We start from the raw sequence: 23516 nt of genomic DNA on the forward strand, positions 1-23516 counted from the left end.
AGGTAAAATAGACGTCTACAAATTTACGCCAGGATCAATTACAAACATCAAATTTTAAAGGAGAGAAATGTTAAAAAACGAATCTCATTTTTCCTCATCGATCTTGCTCACCATCCAAACGATGAGCGCGCCGCAGAGCGCCATAATGGCGAAAGATGCACGCAGGCTGAAAGCCTGTGCCACAAAGCCGATCAGCGGCGGCACTACCAGGAAGCCCAGGTAGCCGATGGTAGAAATGGATGCCAGCGTTTGCCCGCTGTTCGTATTTTTTGATTTACCTGCCAGACTGAAAACCAGCGGCACCACACAGGCTACGCCCAGCCCGGCACAGATGAACCCTACAACTGTAGTGGCAGTATGTGGCAGCAATATGGTGAGCAGCAAGCCGCAGCCGATAAGCCATCCGCTGTAACGCAGCATGGCCTTGATGCCCAGCCGTCCTACAAATCTGTCGCCCACAAAACGGCCCAGGGTCATCGATACCATGTATACCACGAAAGCCGCTGTGGCTGCGGACCTCGTGCCATGCACCACCTTCTCGAAATAAATACTGCTCCAATCGTACATGGTATTTTCCGTGGCCATACACGCAAAACAGATCACGGAAAATTTGACAAGTGATTTATCAGGAAGCGAAAATGCCGGTTTCTTCTCCAGCTGCGGCACGGGCGTATCTGGATAGGTTTTGGGATAATACAGCAAAGTGAATAACAGCAGGAGAATGCTGATCATCAGCATATGCCAGGAAGGCGCAATATTGCATTTCACCATCAGGTAGCCGATGGCCGCCCCTGTGAAACCCGCCACACTCCAGATGCCATGGAAAGTAGTGATGATCGACTGTGGGAAAAGCCGCTGCACCTGCACCGATTGCGCATTCATGCTCAGGTTGAGCAGATTGCGCGCAGAACCGAAACAGAACAGTACCAGCGCCAGTTGCCAGATATTGGTGGTAAATCCCGGCAGGCTGATCACCGTATTAAAAAACAGGGCGCCGAAGATCATGATCTTGCGGCTGCTGTATTTGCCAAGCAAAGTACCCGTAAGCGGCATGGTAAGCATCAGCCCGATGGGGAGCGCCAGCAAAACCGCGCCCAGCTGGGCCTCGTTGAGATGTAATTGTTGCTGTATCGAAGGTATCCGGGATGCCCAGGTGGAGTAGCCCAGGCCGGAGATAAAGAAGAATACCGATGTGGCGATCCTGTATTGTCGTGCATTAGCCTCGCTGTGAATATCTATGAACATGGCAGCGCAAAATTAGAGAGAAAAACGCCCCGTTTTGTAGTTTAACTGTAATAAATCCACGAATTTAGTGGTATGAAGAACCTGTTTGAGTTGATCCCCATGGTAGATGCGGTGGCGCGTTATCACGTCCACAAAAAGATCTACGAAGGTGAGTCCGATTTCAACGGCCTCATAGAACCGGATAGCTACTGGTATGTACATGAAGGCGACCTGCTGCTGAATGAAGATTTCATCCTCGATACCGACGAACTGGCGGATGCCAGCCCGGATAAATGGGTGGCGGGATATATCATCCACGGCAACCTGATCGTGAATGGCAGCGTGCTCAATGAAGAGGGCGACTATGGCCCGGCCCTGCTGGTGACGGGCAGTCTCGTATGCCGCCACCTGCTGATCGGCGGTTCGCCGGTAAATGTAGAAGGCGATATCACCGCTGAAGAAGTGGTGATGCTGCATTACAATCATAGCTGGATGGCCTGTGGCGGCCTTATCAAGGCGCCGGTATTCATTGCAGACGATTTTCATTTTGTTCCCAAAAGAAAGAAGATCGCCGACTTCTATTATAATTCAAGAGATGTGACGAGCCCGGAGGAGAATGCCTGTTATGAAGATGAGTATGGAGATGAGCATATCGCAGAGACGCTGACGGCACTGCTGAAAAACCCGTCTATCACCACTTTCGAGGAGTTGCGGCGCCGCCTCGCCACTGGCGAATCGGTGTTGAAATCCGCCGCTTCCGAACCGCATGATGTGACTTATTTCCGCAACATTGTTCAGAAAAATTACCGCGACCTGAAAACTGTTCCTCCTGAATTTCTCACCAAAGAGCTATGCATGCTGGCCTTGCAGCAAACCGTGTTTGCGTTGCAATTTTTTCCATCTTCTTTTATTGATGAAACGATTGTGCGCAAGGCAGTAGAGAAAGATGGCATGGCGCTGCGTTATGTACCGGAACACCTCATCACGAAAACGCTTTGCTACCAGGCTGTGAACAATGGCGGTCTTCTCGGCATCGATATCCCGGAACAGTTCTATGAACCGGGGCTTTTGCTGGCTGCCATCCGCAAAAAAGATTTCCAGATGGAAAAGGTGCCTGCCAACTACATCACAGAAGACTTGCTGGTAGAATACGTGAAAGCCGGCAGGGGCGCGTATCTCGACCGCTATTGCGAATCCTGCGGCATCTCCAAACAAGCAGTATTGCACCGCGTGATCGATGCAGATATTGCCTACCTGCAAAATATTTTCGGCTGGCATCTTTCTGAGGGTACTTACCAATATGCAAAACTGAAATACGATAAGGAGGCCTACGCCCCGCAATGGGCGGCGTTTTCGGAGCAATATGCCGCCAAGATCAAGCGGGTGTTGAAAACCTAGCCGATCAGCTTCTGTAATTTCTTTTCGTGCAGGATGGTGATGGTTTTGCCTTCAGCAGCGATCAATTGTAATTGGATAAACTCCTGCAAAATGCGGTAGATGGTTTCGTAAGTAGTGCCCGCAAAAGCGGCGAGGTCCTGCCGGCTGATAGTGAACTTTTTATTGCCTTGCTGCTGGTTGATTTCCAGCAAAGCTGTTGCCAGCCTGCTTTTTACATCCATGTGCACCAGGTTGCGCATTTTCTTTTCTGCTTCCTGTAATTCATCTGCATAAAATTGCATCAGCTTGTAGGTGAGCTTTCCATTCACTTTCAGCGAGGCTTCAAAAAAATCGATATCAATATAACACACGGTGGTATCTTCCAATGCGGTGGCGGATACGGGGTACACGCGCTGGCTGCTGCCGAGGCCGCGGTGACCAAGGATATCGCCGGGGCGGGCAAAACGGATGATGAGGTCTTTCTCTTCTCCCCATTGTTTATGCACCTTCACACTGCCTTCATATAAAAAATAAATTCCTTTGGCGGGAGAACCTTCTGTGAAAATGGTTTCGCTCTTTTTAAAAGCGAGGTGCTGCCGGCTGGCTTCCACGGCTGGCTTCCATTCGGGCATACAATATTGACACAAGAAACAGGTTTGCAGATCGCAGTGGCCAGCTTTTTTCATGATTGCAATAGTAATACTTTTTTGAGTTTTTGATGATAAAATTAGAGTTTAATATGATTTAGATCATATTTTTGCATTGTTTTAATCATCGAACAAAGAAAATTTTATATGTCAGGTCATACAAACGGCAGGCAGCAACTGCCGGGAAATGTATCACGCAGAGTATTTTACCTGAGCGTGCAGGCATTTGTAAATGCCGTAGCAGTAGGCTTCGTAGCCAAAGTATTGGTTTGGTTGATCAGTCTTATTACCAACATTGCTTTTTACGGGAAATGGTCATTTGAAGAGAGCAGTCCTGCGGGCAACCATCTCGGCTGGATTGTTGTGCTGGTGCCCATTGCGGGCAGTCTTGCTGTAGGAGTGATGGCGCGTTTTGGCAGCAAGGCCATACGCGGGCATGGCATCCCGGAGGCGATGGAGAATATTATTTTGAATGAGAGCCGGATACCGCCGGCGATCACCTGGCTGAAACCTTTGTCTGCCGCCATTTCCATCGGTACGGGCGGCCCCTTCGGGGCAGAAGGTCCGATCATCGCCACGGGTGGCGCATTGGGATCATTCACCGGGCAGGTGATACATATTTCCGCTGCGGAGCGTAAAGTGCTGCTGGCGGCGGGCGCCTGCGCGGGTATGTCGGCCATCTTCGGTAGTCCGCTGGCGGCGGTATTGCTGGCGATAGAGCTGTTGCTATTTGAATTTTCGCCGCGTACAGTGATACCTGTGGCGATCGCCTGCATCACGGGCGCAGGCATGCATCTCCTGTTGTTCAGCAGCGAGCCGGTATTTGCGATGCCGGCCATCCCGGCGGTATCCACTCAGGCGCTGGCCATTTATGCAGGGATGGGCGCCCTGGTGGGCGTGGTGGCGGCATTGGTATCGCGCTCGGTATATTATGTAGAAGACCTATTCGAGAAGCTCCCTATACACTGGATGTGGTGGCCTGCGCTGGGCGCTGTAGTGGTGGGCATTACCGGTTATTTTGCTCCGCGTACGATGGGCGTGGGATATGATAATATCCGGTTTTTGCTGACTGGCAGCGCTCCGCTTGCCATCATTTGCTCGCTTTGCGTACTGAAATATATTTCCTGGGTATGGTCGCTGGGCAGCGGCACTTCCGGTGGAACGCTGGCGCCTTTGTTCACCATCGGCGGCGCGCTGGGCGCCTTGCTGGGCACAGGCGTGCTGCTATTGTTCCCTGGCTGCGGCATTAACCTGGCTACCGCGGCGCTCATCGGGATGGCGGCGATGTTTGCCGGCGCTTCCCGCGCACTGCTCACCGCGATCGTATTTGCGCTGGAAACAACCGGACAACCAAATGGGCTGCTGCCCTTGATCGGCGCTTGCACCACCGCTTATTTTGTGTCTTTCTTTTTAATGAAAGGCAGTATCATGACCGAGAAGATCCGCCGCAGGGGCGTATCTGCACCGGAGGAATACATGCCGGACCTGATGCGGCTGATCACCGTTTCCGGTGTGGCTGTACAAGCGCCCCTCGTTATGGATTCGTATAGCCATGCCCGTGTGCAATTGCTGCTCGACAATACTGCTGATTACTTCCATCAATATCTCCCCGTTGTAAATGAAGCGCATGTGTTGGTAGGGTATCTCAACAGGGCACGTTTAACCGATAGTGAAACGCCGGTAACAGATATCATCGAAAAGCGTGCGCCTTATGTGTATAACAGCGATGACATGAATACCGTTACGGAATTACTGGAGAAGTATGCGCCGGATGTGCTGGCGGTGGTTGAAAACCCGCAACAGAAGCGGGTGACAGGCATCGTAAGTGCAGAGGGGATAGTGAAAGCATACACCAGTATGCGTAACAAGGATGCTAAATATCATTCTGCTTTTTATGGCAATACAAGGCTGCTCCGCCTGATGGCAAGAGGAAAGAGGCTGCTACCGGGCTATCGCCCCTACGGGGCTTGATCTCTAGCAAACGTCTTTGGAAACCTGTAGCCCGGTAGGGGCGATAGCCCGGTAGCCGGATATGCATTCAAAAAGTTCCGCCCCCAACGGGGGCGGAACTTTGTATAAATTTTTTCGTTTATCCTTCACTGTTAGAACAGGTTAGCTACCAGTTCCATTGATTTTTTAGTGGCGTCGAGGTCGTCGTTGAAGGTAGATAATATGATTTCGTCGGTGCCGTATTCTTCTGCGAGCGCTTTCACACGGGCGCGCATTTGTGCCGGGGTACCGAACACCATGCGGCGGCGATTGAAGTTGATGCGTGCCTGGTGGGCCGGTGTATATTCGATCTTGCGGATCTCTTCGTAGGAAGGGTATTCGCCTTTGGCGCCGGTTTCGATCCAGAGCATACGGAAATCCATTTCGGTGAGCCAGCGTTGCAGGGCTTCTTCATCTTCCGAGCAGAAGCCGAAGATGCCTACGTTTACGCGGGGTTCTGGCAGCTGCAAAGAGGGTTTGAAATAGTGGCGATATTGTTTTACGGCCTGTGCGCCACCGTCGGGGTTGATGAAATGCGCGAAGGAGAGGGCCATGCCCAGGTGAGCTGCAAATTGGCCACTGCCGCCGCTGGAGCTGAGTATCCACATTTCGGGCGCGGTTTCGGCTTCGGGAATGGCGCGGATATGATCATATTGCGAGCCGCCTTCGCGGTGGTCGGTAAGGAAAGAACGCAGGTCGATGAGCTGCTGCATAAAATCCCTTTCACTGAAAGTATTGGAGGGGTTGAGGATGGAAGATGTTTCGCGGTCGCCGCCTGGCGCGCGGCCGATGCCCAGGTCAATCCGGCCAGGGAAGAGGGTTTCCAGCATCCTGAAATTTTCCGCCACTTTGAGGGAGCTGTGATTCGGCAGCATGATGCCGCCGGATCCTACGCGGATGCGTTTGGCCTCTCCGGCCAGGTGCGCGATGAGCACTTCCGGTGTGGAGCCGGCGATCCTGGGCAGGTTGTGGTGTTCTGATACCCAGAAGCGGGTGTATCCCAGTTCGTCCGCTACTTTCACCAGTTCAGCGGTGCGTAATACCGCAGTGGTGGCGTTGCCGCCTCTTGGTATGATAGATTGATCCAGTACGCCAAATTTTATCTTTTGCATGTCTCCTTTTTTATCTTAATGAGTATGTTTAACGAAAGCGTTAGTTTACATTTAAAAAAATTTATTTCACGAAGAGCCGCTTCAGTATGAGTGCTTTGCGGTCGGCCACGATCTTCTGGTAATTACGGTCGCTGATATTGAGCATATTTTTATACAAGGGCGCAATGATGATAGGATAGGTGACCAGGGAAAGCAGGTCCATCATGAAGTTGAGCGGTTCTGTTTTGTAGATGGCGCCTTTGTCCATCTCCTGTTTCACCTCCTGCAGGAATTGCCGGAACTGTTTCACTTTATAATCTTCGGGGTGTGAAAAGGTTTTGCAGTTCATCTCGATCACAATAAAGGCATCGAGGAAGGGATATTTGATCTTTTCGCAGAGGATATCCTCCACCAGGTTACCAACTTTTTCTTTGAAGGGGGCATCGGAATGGCTCATGGCTTCAAATTTTTCACTGAGGCATCCGATAGAATCCTTGTAAAGTTGTTGAAAGAGCGCGTCCCGCGAGCGGAAGTAGTAGTTGATGAGGGTCCGGTTCACACCAATCTCGTCTGCAATATCCTGCAAGGTAGCATGCAGCCTGCCTTCCGTATAGAACATACGGCGGGCGGTATCTTTGATCAATTGCTCGGTACCGGTATCTTTTGCTACTACTTTTTTACGCATTTGTTTAACGAGTTCGTTAGGGAACAAAGATAGGTACTCTTGATTATATGATTGAAAGGATTAGCAGGATTTTGGAATTTATTGATTTACGGATTTACGGATTTAATTGAAGCGGAGATGAACAATGTTGTCACATCTGCTTCAATTAAATCCGTAAATCCGTAAATCAATAAATTCCAAAATCCTGCTAATCCTTTCAATCATTATAATCCTGAGGCCGGAATTTTACGTCTGTTAACAGATTTATCAGGAGGTCGAATTTTTTGCGGTACTCTTCTGTGATGCTATGATCGGCGGCGATGAGGTGCCCGCGAACGGCTGGTACGGAGTAGGGCAGTACCCAGGCGCGAAGTGATTTGGCAACGGCCTCCATGGCGTTGATGCCTTGCATGGCGTGGCCGCCTTCGGCCCAGCAGATCATGCTCACAACTTTGTTGGTGAGATAGGGAACGGGTTGTTTGGCGCTGGTTTCGATCCAGTCGAGGCAGTTTTTCATGGCGCCCGTCATGCAGCCATGGTACAGTGGCGTAAGCCATATATGAAGGTCCGCATCGCGGAATATAGCGGTCATCAGTTCAGCAGATTTCGGCACATTGCTCAGCGAAGTGTCGAAAAACGGTATGCTGGCTTCCGAGAGATGGAAAATGTTGAGGTCTATACCTTTCTCTTCCAGTTGCTGCTTCAGGTAGTTGATGATGGCAAAGGAAGTGCTGGTGGGCCTCTTCTCTAATGATCCATTAAATATTAATACTTTCATGAGCCCGGGATTAATTTTTTCTTTGCGGCAAAGTTATTACTTTTGTGAATAAACCAAATAAATACTTTGTTTATTATGAAAAATAATTTACCCGACAATGAGCAGGCCGTGTGGATCATCAAAACCAGCGGGCCTATGCCGCTGGCAGCACTGGCGGAAGCATTGCAGGTAACAACGGAAGGTGCGCGCCACCAGCTGCAAAGGCTGGCAGCGGAAGGCCTCGTACAGGCCGCCACCGCCGTAAAGGGCCGTGGCCGCCCGCAACAGATATGGTCACTCACTGAAAAAGGAGAAGCCCGCTTCCCCGACACCCATGCAGACCTCACCCTGAGATTGATCGCCACCATCCGCGACACGCTCGGTGTAAGCGCCCTGCAAAAAGTAATTGACGCACAACAACAGCACAGCGCACGTAAATATACCCAGGAGCTGAAACCCTTTGCCAGCCTGCAAGAGCGGGTGAAGGCCCTCGCCGGCATCCGCAACAGGGAAGGTTATATGGCCGCCTGCGAAACGGATGAAGAAGGCTTCCTCCTCATCGAAAATCATTGCCCCATCTGCACCGCCGCCAAAGCCTGCCAGGGATTCTGCAAAGCTGAACTGGACACCTTCAAAGAGGTGCTGGGCAAACATGCGAAAGTGAAACGCATCGATCATATCGTTCAGGGCGCCAGAAGATGCGCCTACCGGATCACTCCGCGATGAACAAATTGTGTTGCCGGCTGTTCTATGATATTGTTTGTTCAGTTTCATAACACGTCACTATGCAACCTCGTATCGCCTCTCTCAGCAAATTAGAAAAAGAAGGAAGGAACATCGCCCGCTTGCCATTCTCCATCCGCATCCTGCTGGAAAATGTATTGCGTAACCACGACCAGTTTGCCATCACCGATGAGCATCTCGACACCTTGATCAACTGGGCACCGGAGCCGACAGACAAAGAAATTCCTTTCAAGCCCGCACGTGTGCTGATGCAGGATTTCACCGGCGTGCCCGCCGTAGTGGATATCGCCTCTATCCGTGCGGAAGTGATCCGCCGCGGAAAAGATGGCAGCCGTATCAATCCCGCCATACCGGTAGACCTGGTAGTGGATCATTCTGTACAAGTAGACTTCTTTGGTACCGATTACTCCTATACGAAAAATGTTGCCTACGAATATGAACGCAATAAAGAGCGTTACCAGCTGCTCAAATGGACGCAGCAGGCCTTCGATAACTTCACGGTGGTGCCGCCGGGGATGGGCATCTGCCATCAGGTGAACCTGGAATACCTTGCCCATGGCGTGATCGACCGCGATGGCTGGTTGTTTCCCGACACCCTGGTAGGCACCGATTCCCACACGCCTATGGTGAACGGTATCGGCGTATTGGGCTGGGGCGTAGGCGGCATCGAAGCGGAAGCCGCCATCCTCGGACAACCCATTTATTTTTCCTGTCCGCAAGTGATCGGTCTCAAACTCAGCGGGCAACTCACCGAAGGGGTAACCGCCACTGATATGGTGCTTGCCATCACGGAAATGCTACGCAAATACGGCGTGGTGAACAAGTTCGTGGAAGTGTTCGGCGATGGCCTCGATCATCTCTCTGTGCCCGACAGGGCCACTATCTCCAATATGTCGCCCGAATTTGGCTGTACGGTCACCTACTTCCCGATAGATGCGCAAACCTTGCAATACATGCATCGCACTAATCGCCCCAAAGCCTTGATAGAAAAGGTGGAATCTTATTGCAAAGAGAATATGTTATGGCGGCATGGTAATGAGAACATCACTTACTCCGATGTGCTGGAGCTGGACCTATCCAAAGTTGTAGCCTCCGTTGCCGGCCCGAAACGCCCGCAGGACCGCATCGCCGTAAAAGAGGTGAATACCCGCTTTGAAGAGCTGTTGCATAAAGAGTTCCTGCGCATGTACACGCCCGAAGGCAAGCGCCGTGATACCGCCTGGCTCTCGGAAGGCGGCTCCGGCACCACTTTCACCTACGAGGTACAAAAGCCGATCGGAGAAGTGGAAATAGAAACGGAGAGCCTGAAATCAGTACGTATCAAATTAAGCAACCAGGAATATGTGCTGAGTGATGGCGCCGTGGTGATCGCCGCCATCACCAGCTGCACCAATACTTCCAACCCGACAGTAATGATAGGCGCCGGTTTGGTGGCCGCCAAAGCGGTGAGCCGCGGCCTCGCTGTAAAGCCCTGGGTGAAAACCAGTCTGGCCCCGGGTTCCAGGGTAGTCACCGAATATCTCAAGCGTGCAGAAGTGCTCACGGATCTCGAAGCTTTGCGCTTCCACGTGGTAGGTTATGGTTGCACTTCGTGTATAGGTAACAGTGGTCCGCTACCAGCGCATATCGGGGAAGCGGTGGATAAAGGCAATCTTGTGGTAGCTTCGGTGCTCTCTGGCAACCGTAATTTTGAAGCGCGGGTACATCCGCAGGTGAAAATGAACTTCCTCGCCTCGCCCTTGCTGGTAGTGGCTTACGCGCTGGCGGGCCGGGTGGATATCAACCTGTATGATGATCCGCTGGGCTACGATCCCAACGGCGAGCCCGTATACCTCCGTGATATATGGCCCACGCAAGATGAGATCAACGCCGCCGTAGGCAAGGCTTTGCGGCAATCGGATTTCGAACAGGTATATAAAGTGATATTCGATGGCGATGAGCAATGGCAAGGACTGCTGGCCCCCTCCGGTAAAGATTATCATTGGAGCAAAGAATCTACCTACATCAAAGAAGCGCCTTTCTTTTACGATCTGCCCGAAAAGCCGCAACCAGCGCAGGATATCACGCATGCGCGCGTGTTGCTGATGTTGGGAGATTCCGTTACCACCGATCATATTTCGCCCGCCGGCTCTTTCAAAACAGATTCGCCGGCCGGCAAATACCTGCTGGATCATGGCATCGATGCACGCATGTTCAACTCCTATGGCTCCCGCCGCGGCAATCATGAAGTGATGATACGCGGTACCTTCGCCAATGTGCGCATCAAGAATGCGTTATCGCCCAAAGAAGGCGGCTACACTACTTTGATGCCTTCCGGCATGGTGATGTCTGTTTATGAAGCGGCCACCCAATATGCTGTCAGCAAAACGCCGCTGATCATACTGGCCGGCAAGGAATACGGCAGCGGCTCCTCGCGCGACTGGGCCGCCAAAGGCACTTTCCTGCTGGGCGTTCGCGCGGTGATCGCTGAAAGTTATGAACGTATCCACCGCAGCAATCTCGTAGGCATGGGCGTACTTCCCCTCGAATACACCAAAGGCCAGAACGCAGCACAGCTGGGCCTCACCGGCCACGAAACTTACAGCATCAGCGGCATCGCCGACAATATCACTCCGGGCAAACTACTAACGGTAACGGCTACACCGGCATCCGGCGCCCCTATCATTTTCAAGGCCAAATGCCGCCTCGATTCCGCTATCGAAATTGCGTATTATAGTAATGGCGGGATTTTGCAGTATGTGTTGCGCGATTTCCTGACCAGGATTTAATGATTAAAAAAGGATTCGCGTATGTTGTCTTACTCAGGATTATACTGATTGAAAGGATTACCAGGATTTTTTTTACAGGATTAATAAAGATTAAAAAAGATTGGCGGGAAGATATTCGCGACGATAGCCCTTGAAGGGCTGAAACCTCGTTGATCTTCTCGTCAATCTTTTTTTAATCTTTATTAATCCTGTAAAAAAAATCCTGGTAATCCTTTCAATCAGTATAATCCTGAGTAAGACAACCTACGCGTGGGTGAATTCCGTTATCTTCTTCCTATCCCCTACCAGCCACACAACATCTTCCCATTCGAATACGGTATCGGAGGAGGGGTTAAGCATTTTTTCGCCGCCGCGGGCGATGCCAACAACGAGGGCCTGTGTTTTTTCACGGATGCCGGAATTGCGGAGGGTCTTGCCTTTGAGGCCATTGTGTTCATCCACTACGATGCTGATAAGTGCGATGTTTTCGCCATCATCTTCATGATCTTTTTTGGTGACGAAGGTGCTGAGCATCTTGCTGAATTCCTCCAGTTGCTGCTCATTGCCGATCACGGTGATCTTGTCGTAGGGGAACAACTTTTCGTAACGGGAAGGGGTGTAGATGATCACATCGCCGCGACGGATGGCGCCGATGTTGATACCATATTTTTCGCGGAGCTGCAAGGCTTCGAGGGGCTGATCTATTAATGATGACCAGGGATCTATTTCCACTTCGGATACCTGCGCATCCCAGGGCAGCGACACGGGCTTGGGCACGTGTTGGGCTGCAGCAGCGGTTTCGCGGGCATTGAGGTTGGTAAGGAAGCGGTGCTCGATGCGGTCGTAGAATTTTTGTAATTGTCTTCTTACCAATACCAGTACGATCAGCATGATGATAGCGGTGCCAATGAGGGTAGGCCATAGCGGGAAGAACTGGTGTACGAGGAAACCTACGAGCAGCACGGCGATCACGCTACGGAGGATTTCTACCGTCACGAGCGGGCCGCGGTTGTATTTGGAATCAAGCCACAATGATTTATAGGCATTGCTTTGTATCTTCTGCACCATCAATGCCCAGATGAAGGGCGACATCGCCGCGATGCCCAGCACCACGGCTGCGAGCTTGGCCCACAGCTGGTTATCGAGGTATCTGATGAGGAAAGGCGATACATAATATTTACACAGCAGGATGATGGCGAGCATCAATACCGTGTTGAGCAATATCACGCGGATATAAGAGCGCAGCACGAGGCGCCAGTCGCTTTCGCCTTGCAGGGTTTGGGAGCTGGCGCTGTAGCGGTTCAGGCCAGCGAGCCATTTGGCGGGCAGCACTTTCTCCAGCCAGTTGTACAGGGGCGTGGAGAACTTGATCATATACGGCGTGGTGAAAGTGGTGATGGCGGAAGTGCCTACCGCTACGGGGAAGAGGAAATCGCTTGTTACGCCCAGGGTTACGCCCAGGGTAGCGATGATGAAAGCAAATTCACCCACCTGCGCCATGCTCATGCCTACCTGCACGGATTGTTTCAGGGGCTGGCCGGATAGTAAAGCGCCGAGCGAGGTACTGAGAAATTTACCGGCAATGGTAAGCAGCGTTACCCATAGCACCGGCCATTTGTAGGCAATGATCATCTGCGGATCGATCAGCATGCCTACCGATACGAAAAAGATAGCGCCAAAGAGATCTTTTACAGGCTGTATCAGGTGTTCCACTTTTTCGGAGGAGGTGGTTTCTGCGATGATGGAGCCCATGATAAATGCGCCCAGCTCGGCGGAGAAGCCCACTTTGGTAGCCAGCAGCACCATGCCGAAACACAGCGCTATACTGAGGATGAGCAAGGTTTCACTGTTCATGTATTTTTCCATCTTCTTCAAAAAAGTAGGCAAGAGGAAAATACCTGCCAGGAACCATACTGCCAGGAAGAATAATAATTTGAGGATGGTAAGCAGCATGTCCATTCCCTGGAATTGCTTGCTCACGGCCATGGTGGAGAGTAACACCATCATCAATATTACCACGATATCTTCAATGACCAATACCCCGAAAACGATACGGGTAAAAGGCTTTTTCTTCACGCCCAGTTCTTCAAATGCCCGGATGATGATGGTGGTGGAGGAACTGGCGAGCAAGCCGCCAAGGAAGACGCTGTCCATATAAGACCATCCCATCCACTGGCCTACGAAAAAGCCGGCTACGGTGATACAGGCGATCTCTGTAAATGCAGTGATGGCGGCCGTTCCGCCTACCCGCATCAGTTTTTTGAAACTGAATTCCAGTCCCAGTGAAAACAGGAGAAATATCACCCCGATCTCCGACCATGTTTTGATCCCTACGGGATCGCCGATGGAAGGGAATAGTTTGAAATGAGGGCTTACAATAAATCCCGCGATGATATAACCCAATACCATGGGCTGTTTCAGGCGCCGGAACAATAAGGTAATGATCCCGGCGGCCCCGAGTATCAATGCGAGGTCGATAATAAGTTGAGGTACATGCATACAGTCTAAATCGTTTAATACGCGTGATGAGTCTGGTGCCGGCACGAAGTGCTATATTGAGCAAAGCCAGTTTTCTGTTTCTCTGATGTGTGCTAATATATTCTTTTTTTGCCGGAGCGGTGCATCTTTTTTTCAGGATGATGACTGTAAACAGGCTGTGAGAGAAGATTTGCGGGAACTATTGTGTGTGATGAAGGGGTTTCACTATCTTCGTGTATGCGCTGGAAACCATTCCTGTTAACATTTAAAACAGCATTCCGGGAGCTGATGGTCAACGATCCGTTGCGGCTTGCCGGTGCTACCGCTTTCTTTACCACCTTTGCATTACCAGCAATATTGGTGATCCTTATTCAGTTGCTGAAGATGATCTTTCGTATCCCGCATTCGGGCCGCCGCCTGCTGGAGCAGCTGGAAGGCGTGATCGGAAGGGAAACAACGGAAATGATCGTTGGCACGCTGCGCGCCATTCGTGGCATCGCACAAAATGAGATCATCACGATATTAGGATTCCTTTTCCTCTTGTTTGTGGCCACTACCTTGTTTAAAGTGATACGCAGTTCTCTGAATCAGCTGTGGGGTATCCGCATCCATGCACGCCAGCATTTCGGGCATATCATGTTGTCCAGGTTAAAAGGAGTACTGGTCATTTGTTTTATAGGCGTATTGTTTGTGTTAGATCTGGTGGCGAGTGCTGCGCAGGCCTATGTGGCAAAATTCATCGACCTGTATGTGCCGGCCATCGGCGGATATTTTAACAGCGCATTGAATTATGGTATCTCTGTGGCCACGGTAACGTTGTGGTTTGTACTGGTATTTTACTTTTTGCCAGATGGACGACCTACCAGGAGAGTGCTGATCACCGGCGCTTTTGTAACAAGTATTTTGTTCAATATCGGAAAGCTTGTGTTGCGCTGGGCGCTGAACTACAGTAATATCAACAGTATCTACGGCGCTTCTGCTTCTACGGTGCTCTTGCTGTTGTTTGTATTCTATACGGCAATGATCTTTTATTTTGGCGCGGCATTTACGAAAGCCTGGGCCTATGCCAGTGGCAGCAGTATCAAGCCTTTGCCGCATGCTACCCGTTACAAGCTTACGGCTACTGATGAGTGATCAATATCGTCAACAAAAAAATCGGTAAATTACTATCGTCATTGCAGTCCATATCCTGTGATGAAAGAGCCATGGTTACCAACGACTATCCTGAAACACCTTTTGATGATATCGCCTTTTCTCTTTCTGGTGGCGGATTCCGGGCGGCGGCGTACGGTCTCGGTGTGATCTCCCTGCTGCACTACATCCGCCTTGATGCGCATCATGATGCGGAGGAGCCTACCTTGCTTCACAAGGTGCGCTTTATGTCATCCGCCTCCGGCGGTACTTTCACGCTGTTGCTATATGCGGCAGCCTTGCGGAAAGGCATTTCTTTTGAGGCTTACTACCATCATCTCAATCAACAGATCAGTGGCGAAGTGCTGCTGCAGGAGGCGATCCGCATCCTGAAAGCAGATGATGAGTGGAAAGAGGCAGGCAAGACCCGCAACCTGATCAACGCATTTGCCAAAGCATATCATCAGCAATTGTTGTCATTTATGGGAGAGGAAGATACCCGTATCCTGGCGTCGTTGATGGCTCCTGCCATGCAGGTCGCCACCAGCCAGCATTTGCAGGAGGTGTGTTTCAATGCCACCGATTTTTATTCGGGGCTGTCGTTCCGCTTCCAGGTGGGGGTCAGCGGCGAGGATACGCATCCCGGCCGTTTTGGCAATAACAGCATCTCCCTGAATGTAAGCACGGAAGTGCCCGGATCATCGATGGAGATCATCAGCAAGATCAGGCTGGCAGATGTGTTGGCGGCTTCCTCCTGCTTCCCCATTGGATTTGAGCCGATCGTATTCCCGAATGATTTCCTGTATCCGTCGGGGCCCTCAGCTCCTGAACTGAAACAGGCACTTTACCTGCGCACTTATAGCTGGGATGATCGAAAGACGGCCGCTGAAAACGCCCTCAGCACGCGCGCGCCGAAAGAAAAGGCTTTTGTGGATAATGGCGTTTTCGGTTTGATGGATGGTGGTATCTGCGATAACCAGGGTATCTACAGCATGATACTGGCCAATGAACGCCGTATCCGCAATGATCATAAAGGTTTCGACCTGATGATGGTGAGCGATGTGAGCAGCTATCTGATGACGCCCTTCAAAATCCCTGAAGTGCAAACAAACCAGCCGTGGATGAAGCAATCCCCTGATTATTATTTCCAGAAAGTGACGCATTGGTGGTGGCTGGTGAAAGACCGCGGCAATTTTGTGCTTTCGGTAGTGATATTACTTGCCTTGCTTATGATGGTACCTGTATTCATAGAAGGGCCGCGTTTGTCGTCCATCATGCTGCTGGTGATCGGCCTTGGACAGCTGGCTGCGGCTATCTACGCCGGGCGTGTATTCCGCCGTTTCCGGGATAAAAATATATTGGTGGAAAAAGTGTTAGAGAAAAAAGACCTGTATGATGTGATCACCTCCCAATGGCCGCCGGAGAAAAATTTCACGAACAACATGGTGGGCAAAGTCACGGAATATATGCAGCATGTGCAGCTGGGGCCTATCCTGCAGATGCTCAACGCCCGCCTGCAATCCGCCATCAGCATGACCAGCGACGTTTTCCTGAAGCAGGTACGCCGCCTGATCTACGATGAATTTTATGACGACCGGAGCTTCCGTTTCAAACGTATTTCCAGTCTGATCTATACCCTCACCTATACGAACGATAAACGCCGCCGCACACGTAAGCCCACCCTCGATTCCAGCGATACCACCCCCGAAAAAAAAGCGGCCTTCCTGAAAGAAGCTGCGCGGCATCTGGCGGTAACGCCTGCTTTACAATCCGCAGCAGAACTGGCCTACAGCACCGGCACCACCCTGTGGTTTGAAGTGAAGCCCGATGCGCCGCCCAACAAAGACAAGCGCCGCGCCGTAGTGGCCTGCGGGCAATTCACTACCTGCTTCCGCCTGCTCGAATATGCCTTGGCATTAAAATATACCCGCTATTTCGATTCCCTGGAAAGCCGCTACCAGAAAAGGATTGAGCTGATGATAGGTCAGCTGGCGCCGCTCGCGGATGCATTCAGGGAAGATCCGTATTATTTGTATGAGAAGATGGAGAAGGGGCAATAATATAATTTTCATATCTGTCGCCCCATGGGGGCGGTATATTGGTAGCAAAAAATGTGATCTCCATATCTGTCGCCCCATGGGGGCGGTATATTGGTAGCAAAAAAATGTGATCTCCATATCTGTCGCCCCATGGGGGCGGTATATTGGTAGCAAAAAATGTGATCTCCATATCTGTCGCCCCATGGGGGCGGTATATTGGTAGCAAAAAAATGTGATCTCCATATCTGTCGCCCCATGGGGGCGTCATATTGGTAGCCAATAATGTGATCTCCATATCTGTCGCCTCATCGGGCGTCATATTGGTAGCCAATAATGTGATCTCCATATCTGTCGCCTCATCGGGCGGTATATTGGTAGCCAATAATGTGATCTCCATATCTGTCGCCCCATAGGGGCGATATATTGGTAGCCAATAATGTGATCTTCATATCTGTCGCCCCACAGGGGCGGTATATTGGTAGCCAATAATGTAATCTTCATATCTGTCGCCCCATAGGGGCGATATCTTTCTATATTGGTTTAAAAATATATCGTTCATCAAATGCTATTTCAAATTTTTGGAGCATATCGACATATTCTTCAATGAAGGATTTTTTTGAATGATGTTTTTCCTGATTCTTGATATATTTAATAACATTGTCTAAATGCGACCTGGAATAGGAAAATACACCGAAGCCTTCCTGCCATTCAAACTTTCCGCGTACTAAACGCCGACCATTAATCCATTTTGTAGAGCATGATTTTATTTGATTAACTAGTGTGGATATCGCTTCCGTGGGCCGCATCCCAATGAGAATATGTACATGATCTGGCATACCGTTGATTATACACAGTTTATGACCACGATTTTGAATAGTTCCTGTAATAAACTTATATAATTCGTCTTTTAAAATTGGAGTGATGAGTGATTGTCTGTTTTTGACCGCAAATACAATATGCAAATGGATCTGAGAATAGGTATTACTCATTTTGATTAGTTTTTGGGTTAACAAATTTTATTGTATTTAGATTACGAACATTCCGCCCCGCTGGGGCGGAGTTGGTAGATTACATTTTTTGCTACCAATATGTCGCCCCGCTGGGGCGGAGTTGGTAGATTACATTTTTTGCTACCAATATTCCGCCCCGGTGGGGCGGAGTTGGTAGATTACATTTTTTGCTACCAATATTCCGCCCCGGTGGGGCGGAGTTTGTAGGTCGCATTTTTTTTGCTACCAATATATCGCCCCGCTGGGGCGGAGTTTGTAGATCACATTTTTGCTACCGATATTCCGCCCCGCTGGGGCGATGTTTGTGGCTCGCATTTTTTTGCTACCAATATGTCGCCCCGCTGGGGCGATAGAATAGATATGAAGATCACATTGTTTACCAACATGGTGCTTCGGCGATGACACTATTCTGCTATAATATTAAACCCCGCATCCATCACTATCTTCCCTTCTTTCTCGCTACCATCGGGCATTTTAAGGCCTTTTATCTTCATGGTTTTGCCTTTGGTGATGAGGTCGGATAATTGTTTATCGCTGAGTTTTTTGCCGAATAATTCAAAGGGTATTTTGAAACCGCAAATGTTGAAGTTGGCGCAGCCGTAGGCGGTGTGGCCTTTCTTCAGGGGATGGGCTTTGCATTTCGGGCATTGCAGGGTATCCGGCGCGGCAACTGGCGGCTTGGGAGCGCGTGGCTTGCGTTCTTTTTTGGGCGCTTCTTCTTTCGCTGGCGGCGGCGCTTCCGGCGCGATAGTGATCACTTTGTAGGCATTGGTTTTCACTTCCTGCGTGAGGTCCACCACCATTTGTATGAGCTCCTGTTTGAAGGTATCGAGGGTGTATTCCCCTTTTTCGATGAGGCGCAGTTTGCGTTCCCACTGGCCGGTAAGCTCGGGGCTTTTGAGTATTTCTGTTTGTATGGTATCGATGAGGTCTATACCGGTTTGAGTGGCGTAGATGTTCTTTTTCTTTTTGTCGATGTATTTTCTTTTGAACAATGTTTCGATAATATTGGCGCGGGTGGAGGGACGGCCGATGCCGTTATCTTTCAGCAGTTCGCGCATCTCTTCATCATCCACCTGCTTGCCGGCGGTTTCCATGGCACGGAGTAAAGTGGCTTCTGTAAAGGGTTTGGGCGGTGTGGTTTTACCCTGGTGCACGCGTGGTTCGTGTGGGCCGCTTTCTCCCACTATAAATACGGGAATGATCTTTTCTTCTTCTTCTTCGCCTTCTTTTTTAGCCGTCTGATCGTTGGCGTACACTTCTTTCCAGCCGGGCTCGATGATCTGTTTGCCGGTGGCTTTGAATTCCACCTGGCCTACCTTGCCGAGTACGGTGGTGTTGGATATCTTACACTCCGGATAGAAGGCGGCGATGAAGCGGCGTGTAACGAGATCGTATATACGTTTTTCTTCGAGCGGTAAGCCTTCCGGATATACGCCTGTGGGGATGATGGCGTGGTGATCGGTTACCTTTTTATCGTCGAAAACGGTTTTGAGCTTGGGGATGGGCTTCGCCAATATGGGCGCGGTGAGCGCGGCATAGGGCGTGAGGTCCTGCATGATGCCGGCGATCTTGGGGTGCAGGTCTTCCGAGAGGTAGGTGGTATCTACTCTGGGGTAGGTGACCAGTTTCTTCTCGTAGAGGTTCTGGATATATTTAAGTGTATCGTCGGCGGAGAAGGCGTAGCGTTTGTTGGCGTCTACCTGCAGGGCGGTGAGGTCGTACAGGCGCGGGTTTCCTTCTTTGCCTTCTTTTTTCTCGAAGGAGGTGATTTCGAAGAGATGTTCTTTGAGATAGGCGAGGCCTTTGTTGGCCTTCTCTATATTTTTGAGCCGCTCGATGGTGGCGGTAAATTCAGTTTCGCGGTAGATGGTTTTGAGTTCCCAGTATTCCTCTATCACAAATGCGTTGATCTCTTTCTGGCGGGCTACGATCATGGCGAGGGTAGGGGTTTGTACGCGTCCGATGGAGAGCACTACTTTTCCTACGGCAAATTTTTTAGTGAAGAGACGGGTAGCGTTCATGCCAAGGAGCCAGTCGCCGATGGCGCGGGCGCTGCCGGCGGCGTACAGGTTATTGTACTGGTCTGCCTCTTTGAGATGCTGGAAACCATTGCGGATGGCTTCTTCCGTGAGGGAGGATATCCACAGTCTTTTTACCGGGGCGGTGCATTTTGCTTTGAGCAGCACCCAGCGTTGTATCAGTTCGCCTTCCTGGCCGGCATCGCCGCAGTTGATCACTTCCTCACATTGTTGTACCAGCTGTTCAATAACTTTGAACTGCTTTTCCACGCCATTATTTTCTATGAGTTTGATACCGAAGCTGGGCGGGATCATGGGGAGGTCTTCCAGCCGCCAGTATTTCCATTGTTCGTAGTAATCGTGCGGTTCTTTGAGGGTACAAAAATGCCCGAAGGTCCAGGTTACCTGGTAGCCATTACCTTCGTAATAGCCGTCCTTACGTTGTTTTGCTCCTATCACTGTTGCAATATCCCTTGCCACGCTGGGTTTTTCTGCAATGCAAACCCTCATTATTTGATTATTTAGTTATTTGGTTATTTATTTATTCATTTATTTCTGCGGTAGCAAAATAAATAAATAACCAAATATCCAAATGACTAAATATGAAAGAGATGTTTCCATTTATTCTCCAGGATATTCCGGATACCATCGCAGAGATCGGTGAAGGAGCTGGGTTTGGTCATGAAAAACTGGGCGCCGAGTTTTTGCGCGTCGGAGAAATCTTCCCGGAGGGCAGAGGTAGATAACATCACGATCTGGGTGAGTTTCAGGTGCGCCATTTTTTTGAGTGCGGTAAGGCACTCTTTGCCGTTCATTACCGGCATGTTCAGATCCAGGAATATGTAGTCAGGTACAGTGATCTTTTTTTCTTTCAACAGGCGGACGGCTTCTACGCCGCTTTCGCAGGTGAGCGCTACACTGCCTGGTGAGACTTCACGGATAGCATCACAAAAAAATTGTCTGTCATCTGCATCGTCGTCGATCATTAAGATAGTTTGTGCTTGCATAATGGTTACATTTATAGGTGCAGATAATAGGCGGTTCCCCTTGTTTGTCTTAGTTCCTCTGATACGGTCCGTTAAAGATAATCAAATGATCATTAATAACACATTAATTTATATCGTATGTGGGAACATCTAATAATGCCATATGGGAAGGAATGACAACTATCATGTTTTGCAAAAGTATTTTATCACTACCTTTGCGCGGAAACACTGATACTATAGCAAAATGCGGAAACACCTGATCACGGCCTTCTTCTTGCTGCTCTGGCTTTGCCAGCTGTCGGGCCGTTACCTGGTGATGCTCGAATTTTACATCAATCAATCCTATGTTGCGGCCAATCTCTGCGAAAACCGCGATAAACCACAACTGCATTGTAACGGTAAATGTCACCTGAGAAAGCAATTGAGCGAAGAAGAAAAGCGTAACCAGGAAAGCCCGGAACGCCGCGCAGAAAATAAGAGCGAAATATTCTACGCTTCCTGCTTTATCGATCATCTCTTTCAACCCGCACAATTTGAAACATCAAATACTTATACTATTCCCAATAATGTTGGAAGCCCTGTAGATCAACCCCAGTCTATATTCCATCCTCCCGGCATCACCTGCTGCTAATATCTTCTTTCCTGAAATTTATTTTTTCTGACAGACGAATAAACGTCTGACCACCACCTTTTTATTGTGTTGCTGCTGATGAAATTTCAGCGGCAGGATCACTATTGTCTAAAAAAAAACTTATGCGATCATTTAAATATATACCCGCCATCCTCTGCATTTTATTTTTAGCTGCCTGTTCAAAAAAAGATGACCCGACGCCTTCCAATACCAATACCATGGCCACTTTGTCGATACAGTTCGACAATATCGCCGGCAGCAAAAACCTCCAACTGAATACCGGCACTTATGTAAATGCTTCCGGCGAGAGCTTTAAAGTGTCCTTGTTACAATATTATATCAGCAATATCAAAGTAACGAATGCTAACGGCAACGTATACACGGTACCGCAAGATAGCAGCTACTTCCTCGTGAAAGAGGCCGATGCCGCTTCACAATTTGTGAAAGTGCGCGTGCCTGCGGGCGATTATACATCGCTGAGCTTTATCCTCGGCGTGGATAGTTTGCGCAACACGATGGATATCAGCCGCCGCACGGGCGTGCTGGATCCCGCCACCGGCATGGATAATGGCATGTACTGGGGCTGGAACAGTGGCTATATCTTTTTCAAGATGGAAGGCACGGCTGATGCTGCGCCATTGGACCCCAGCGGCCAGCATAAGTTCCGGTATCACATCGGCGGCTTTGGCGGCTATTCCGCGCCAACGATCAATAATATCCACACGATCGCCATCGACCTCAATACCGGCGGCATCCCGAAAGTGCGCCAGGGCCGCGAAGCTAATGTGCACCTGATGGTAGACGTGCTCAAGATGTTCAATGGCAGCACCAATGTGAGCATCGCTAAAAACCCTACGGTGATGTTCAGCGATTTCAGCGTGCTGGTAGCCAATAATTTTTCAGGGATGTTTAGTCACGATCACACGGAAAATTGATCGTCATGACCCGGAAACATGCTACCATACTGATGGCGATCGTACTGTGTGTTGCGGCATGCAGCAAAAGCAATGATATCATTGCAAAGTTTACCGGCTTCCAACAGCCGGTAAACTTTCCCGCGCCGGTGTATAATATGTCCGCCAATCCGCTTACCCAGGCGGGTTTTGAGCTGGGGCGCAAGCTGTTTTATGAGCCGCGTCTCTCCCGTAATAATACCATCTCCTGCGGGGATTGCCATATACAAACATCTGCCTTCACGCATCACGGGCATGATGTGAGCCACGGCATCGACGACCGTCTCGGCAGCCGCAATGCGCCACCGGTGATGAACCTGGCCTGGCATAACACCTTTATGCTCGATGGCGGCGTGTTTGATCTCGACCTGCTGCCCATTGCGCCCATCACCAATCCGGTGGAAATGGATGAAACGCTGGATAACATACTGAAGAAACTACGTGCCCAGCCTGCCTATCCGGCCCTGTTCAGGAAAGCGTTCGGCACGGAAGAGATCACCAGCGCACGCATGATGAAAGCCCTATCGCAGTTCATGATCATGCTGGTGAGCGACCAGTCGAAATACGACCATGTGATGCGCCACGAAGGCGCCTCCTTCACCGCCGATGAACAGGCAGGATATGAGTTGTACAAAGCTAAATGCAGCAGCTGCCATGCAGAACCATTGTTTACCGACAATTCTTTCCGCAACAATGGCATCGGCATAGGGCCTAACAATGATGAAGGCAGGTACCTGGTTACGCTCAAGGCGGCCGACAAATACAAGTTCAAAGTGCCTAGTCTGCGCAACCTGCGCTACACCGCGCCGTATATGCACGATGGCCGCCTTCGTACGCTGGATGCCGTGCTGGATCATTACACCTCCGAAGTACAGGACGGGCCTACACTCGATCCGCTGCTGAAACAGAACGGTCAGCCCGGCATCTCCCTCACCGCAATGGAGAAAACCAGGCTGCTGGCCTTTCTCAACACTTTGAACGATTCTTCTTTTATCCGTGATAAAAGATTTTCAGAACAACCTTAAGC

General features: G+C 50.1%; 19 protein-coding genes. 9 read left to right on the forward strand and 10 right to left on the reverse strand.

The window, feature by feature from the left end; all coding sequences use genetic code 11:
* Nucleotides 1-84: 84 nt before the first annotated feature.
* Entirely contained in the window at nucleotides 85-1245 is a 1161-nt protein-coding gene (locus FPG75_RS12015) for an MFS transporter (protein ID WP_143307100.1), read from the reverse strand.
* A 72-nt stretch (nucleotides 1246-1317) separates the two neighbouring features.
* Here FPG75_RS12015 and FPG75_RS12020 point away from each other — a divergent pair, with 72 nt between their 5' ends.
* Complete coding sequence (locus tag FPG75_RS12020) at nucleotides 1318-2622, forward strand: DUF4116 domain-containing protein (RefSeq protein WP_143307101.1); 1305 nt, start codon at nucleotides 1318-1320, stop codon at nucleotides 2620-2622.
* Here the strand turns inward: FPG75_RS12020 and FPG75_RS12025 are convergent.
* Complete coding sequence (locus FPG75_RS12025; RefSeq protein ID WP_236652780.1) at nucleotides 2619-3233, reverse strand: Crp/Fnr family transcriptional regulator; 615 nt, start codon at nucleotides 3231-3233, stop codon at nucleotides 2619-2621. The two genes, FPG75_RS12020 and FPG75_RS12025, sit on opposite strands and share 4 nt — an antisense overlap.
* A gap of 162 nt (nucleotides 3234-3395) precedes the next feature.
* Here FPG75_RS12025 and FPG75_RS12030 point away from each other — a divergent pair, with 162 nt between their 5' ends.
* Nucleotides 3396-5219 carry a chloride channel protein gene (locus FPG75_RS12030; protein WP_143307103.1) on the forward strand — a complete coding sequence of 608 codons (1824 nt, stop codon included), beginning with the start codon at nucleotides 3396-3398 and terminating at the stop codon, nucleotides 5217-5219.
* A gap of 131 nt (nucleotides 5220-5350) precedes the next feature.
* Here FPG75_RS12030 and FPG75_RS12035 read toward each other — a convergent pair whose 3' ends face one another.
* The 3 genes from FPG75_RS12035 to FPG75_RS12045 all read right to left on the reverse strand — a co-directional run bounded on the left by FPG75_RS12035 (nucleotide 5351) and on the right by FPG75_RS12045 (nucleotide 7770).
* Nucleotides 5351-6349 carry an LLM class flavin-dependent oxidoreductase gene (locus FPG75_RS12035; protein ID WP_143307104.1) on the reverse strand — a complete coding sequence of 333 codons (999 nt, stop codon included), beginning with the start codon at nucleotides 6347-6349 and terminating at the stop codon, nucleotides 5351-5353.
* A gap of 61 nt (nucleotides 6350-6410) precedes the next feature.
* A complete protein-coding gene (locus FPG75_RS12040) occupies nucleotides 6411-7013 on the reverse strand; it encodes a TetR/AcrR family transcriptional regulator (RefSeq protein ID WP_143307105.1) in 603 nt (200 codons plus the stop codon).
* Nucleotides 7014-7209: 196 nt separating this feature from the next.
* Entirely contained in the window at nucleotides 7210-7770 is a 561-nt protein-coding gene (locus FPG75_RS12045) for an NADPH-dependent FMN reductase (RefSeq protein WP_143307106.1), read from the reverse strand.
* 75 nt (nucleotides 7771-7845) lie between these two features.
* Here FPG75_RS12045 and FPG75_RS12050 point away from each other — a divergent pair, with 75 nt between their 5' ends.
* A complete protein-coding gene (locus FPG75_RS12050) occupies nucleotides 7846-8475 on the forward strand; it encodes a helix-turn-helix transcriptional regulator (protein WP_143307107.1) in 630 nt (209 codons plus the stop codon).
* Between the two features lie 59 nt (nucleotides 8476-8534).
* Nucleotides 8535-11261 carry an aconitate hydratase AcnA gene (acnA, locus tag FPG75_RS12055; RefSeq protein WP_143307108.1) on the forward strand — a complete coding sequence of 909 codons (2727 nt, stop codon included), beginning with the start codon at nucleotides 8535-8537 and terminating at the stop codon, nucleotides 11259-11261.
* A gap of 243 nt (nucleotides 11262-11504) precedes the next feature.
* On the opposite strand, the gene FPG75_RS12060 is transcribed toward acnA, so the two are convergent.
* Nucleotides 11505-13739: a cation:proton antiporter domain-containing protein gene (locus tag FPG75_RS12060; RefSeq protein WP_143307109.1), complete on the reverse strand. Its 2235-nt coding sequence runs from the start codon at nucleotides 13737-13739 to the stop codon at nucleotides 11505-11507.
* A gap of 216 nt (nucleotides 13740-13955) precedes the next feature.
* On the opposite strand from FPG75_RS12060, the gene FPG75_RS12065 reads away from it, so the two are divergent.
* Both FPG75_RS12065 and FPG75_RS12070 read left to right on the forward strand, forming a co-directional pair.
* Nucleotides 13956-14852, forward strand: coding sequence for a YihY/virulence factor BrkB family protein (locus tag FPG75_RS12065; RefSeq protein WP_143307110.1), 897 nt, complete (start codon nucleotides 13956-13958; stop codon nucleotides 14850-14852).
* 41 nt (nucleotides 14853-14893) lie between these two features.
* On the forward strand, nucleotides 14894-16909 hold the full coding sequence (locus FPG75_RS12070; protein WP_143307111.1) for a patatin-like phospholipase family protein: 2016 nt from the start codon (nucleotides 14894-14896) through the stop codon (nucleotides 16907-16909).
* Here the strand turns inward: FPG75_RS12070 and FPG75_RS12075 are convergent.
* From FPG75_RS12075 to FPG75_RS12090, 4 genes are all read right to left on the reverse strand, one after another.
* Nucleotides 16860-17285, reverse strand: a complete 426-nt coding sequence (locus FPG75_RS12075) for a hypothetical protein (protein ID WP_143307112.1) — start codon at nucleotides 17283-17285, stop codon at nucleotides 16860-16862. The genes FPG75_RS12070 and FPG75_RS12075 overlap by 50 nt on opposite strands.
* Before the next feature lie 133 nt (nucleotides 17286-17418).
* Nucleotides 17419-17877: an IS200/IS605 family transposase gene (gene tnpA / locus FPG75_RS12080; protein ID WP_143307113.1), complete on the reverse strand. Its 459-nt coding sequence runs from the start codon at nucleotides 17875-17877 to the stop codon at nucleotides 17419-17421.
* 425 nt (nucleotides 17878-18302) lie between these two features.
* Nucleotides 18303-20429, reverse strand: a complete 2127-nt coding sequence (locus tag FPG75_RS12085) for a type IA DNA topoisomerase (protein WP_143307114.1) — start codon at nucleotides 20427-20429, stop codon at nucleotides 18303-18305.
* Between the two features lie 86 nt (nucleotides 20430-20515).
* Entirely contained in the window at nucleotides 20516-20926 is a 411-nt protein-coding gene (locus FPG75_RS12090; protein WP_143307115.1) for a response regulator, read from the reverse strand.
* Nucleotides 20927-21149: 223 nt separating this feature from the next.
* Between FPG75_RS12090 and FPG75_RS12095 the strand changes: the two genes are divergently transcribed.
* The 3 genes from FPG75_RS12095 to FPG75_RS12105 all read left to right on the forward strand — a co-directional run bounded on the left by FPG75_RS12095 (nucleotide 21150) and on the right by FPG75_RS12105 (nucleotide 23514).
* Complete coding sequence (locus tag FPG75_RS12095; protein WP_143307116.1) at nucleotides 21150-21536, forward strand: hypothetical protein; 387 nt, start codon at nucleotides 21150-21152, stop codon at nucleotides 21534-21536.
* A gap of 122 nt (nucleotides 21537-21658) precedes the next feature.
* A complete protein-coding gene (locus tag FPG75_RS12100) occupies nucleotides 21659-22471 on the forward strand; it encodes an MbnP family protein (protein WP_143307117.1) in 813 nt (270 codons plus the stop codon).
* A 5-nt stretch (nucleotides 22472-22476) separates the two neighbouring features.
* Nucleotides 22477-23514, forward strand: a complete 1038-nt coding sequence (locus FPG75_RS12105; RefSeq protein ID WP_143307118.1) for a cytochrome-c peroxidase — start codon at nucleotides 22477-22479, stop codon at nucleotides 23512-23514.
* Nucleotides 23515-23516: the final 2 nt, after the last annotated feature.

Origin of the sequence: Chitinophaga vietnamensis (assembly GCF_902167635.1) — a bacterium.
Classification (GTDB): Bacteria; Bacteroidota; Bacteroidia; order Chitinophagales; family Chitinophagaceae; genus Chitinophaga; species Chitinophaga vietnamensis.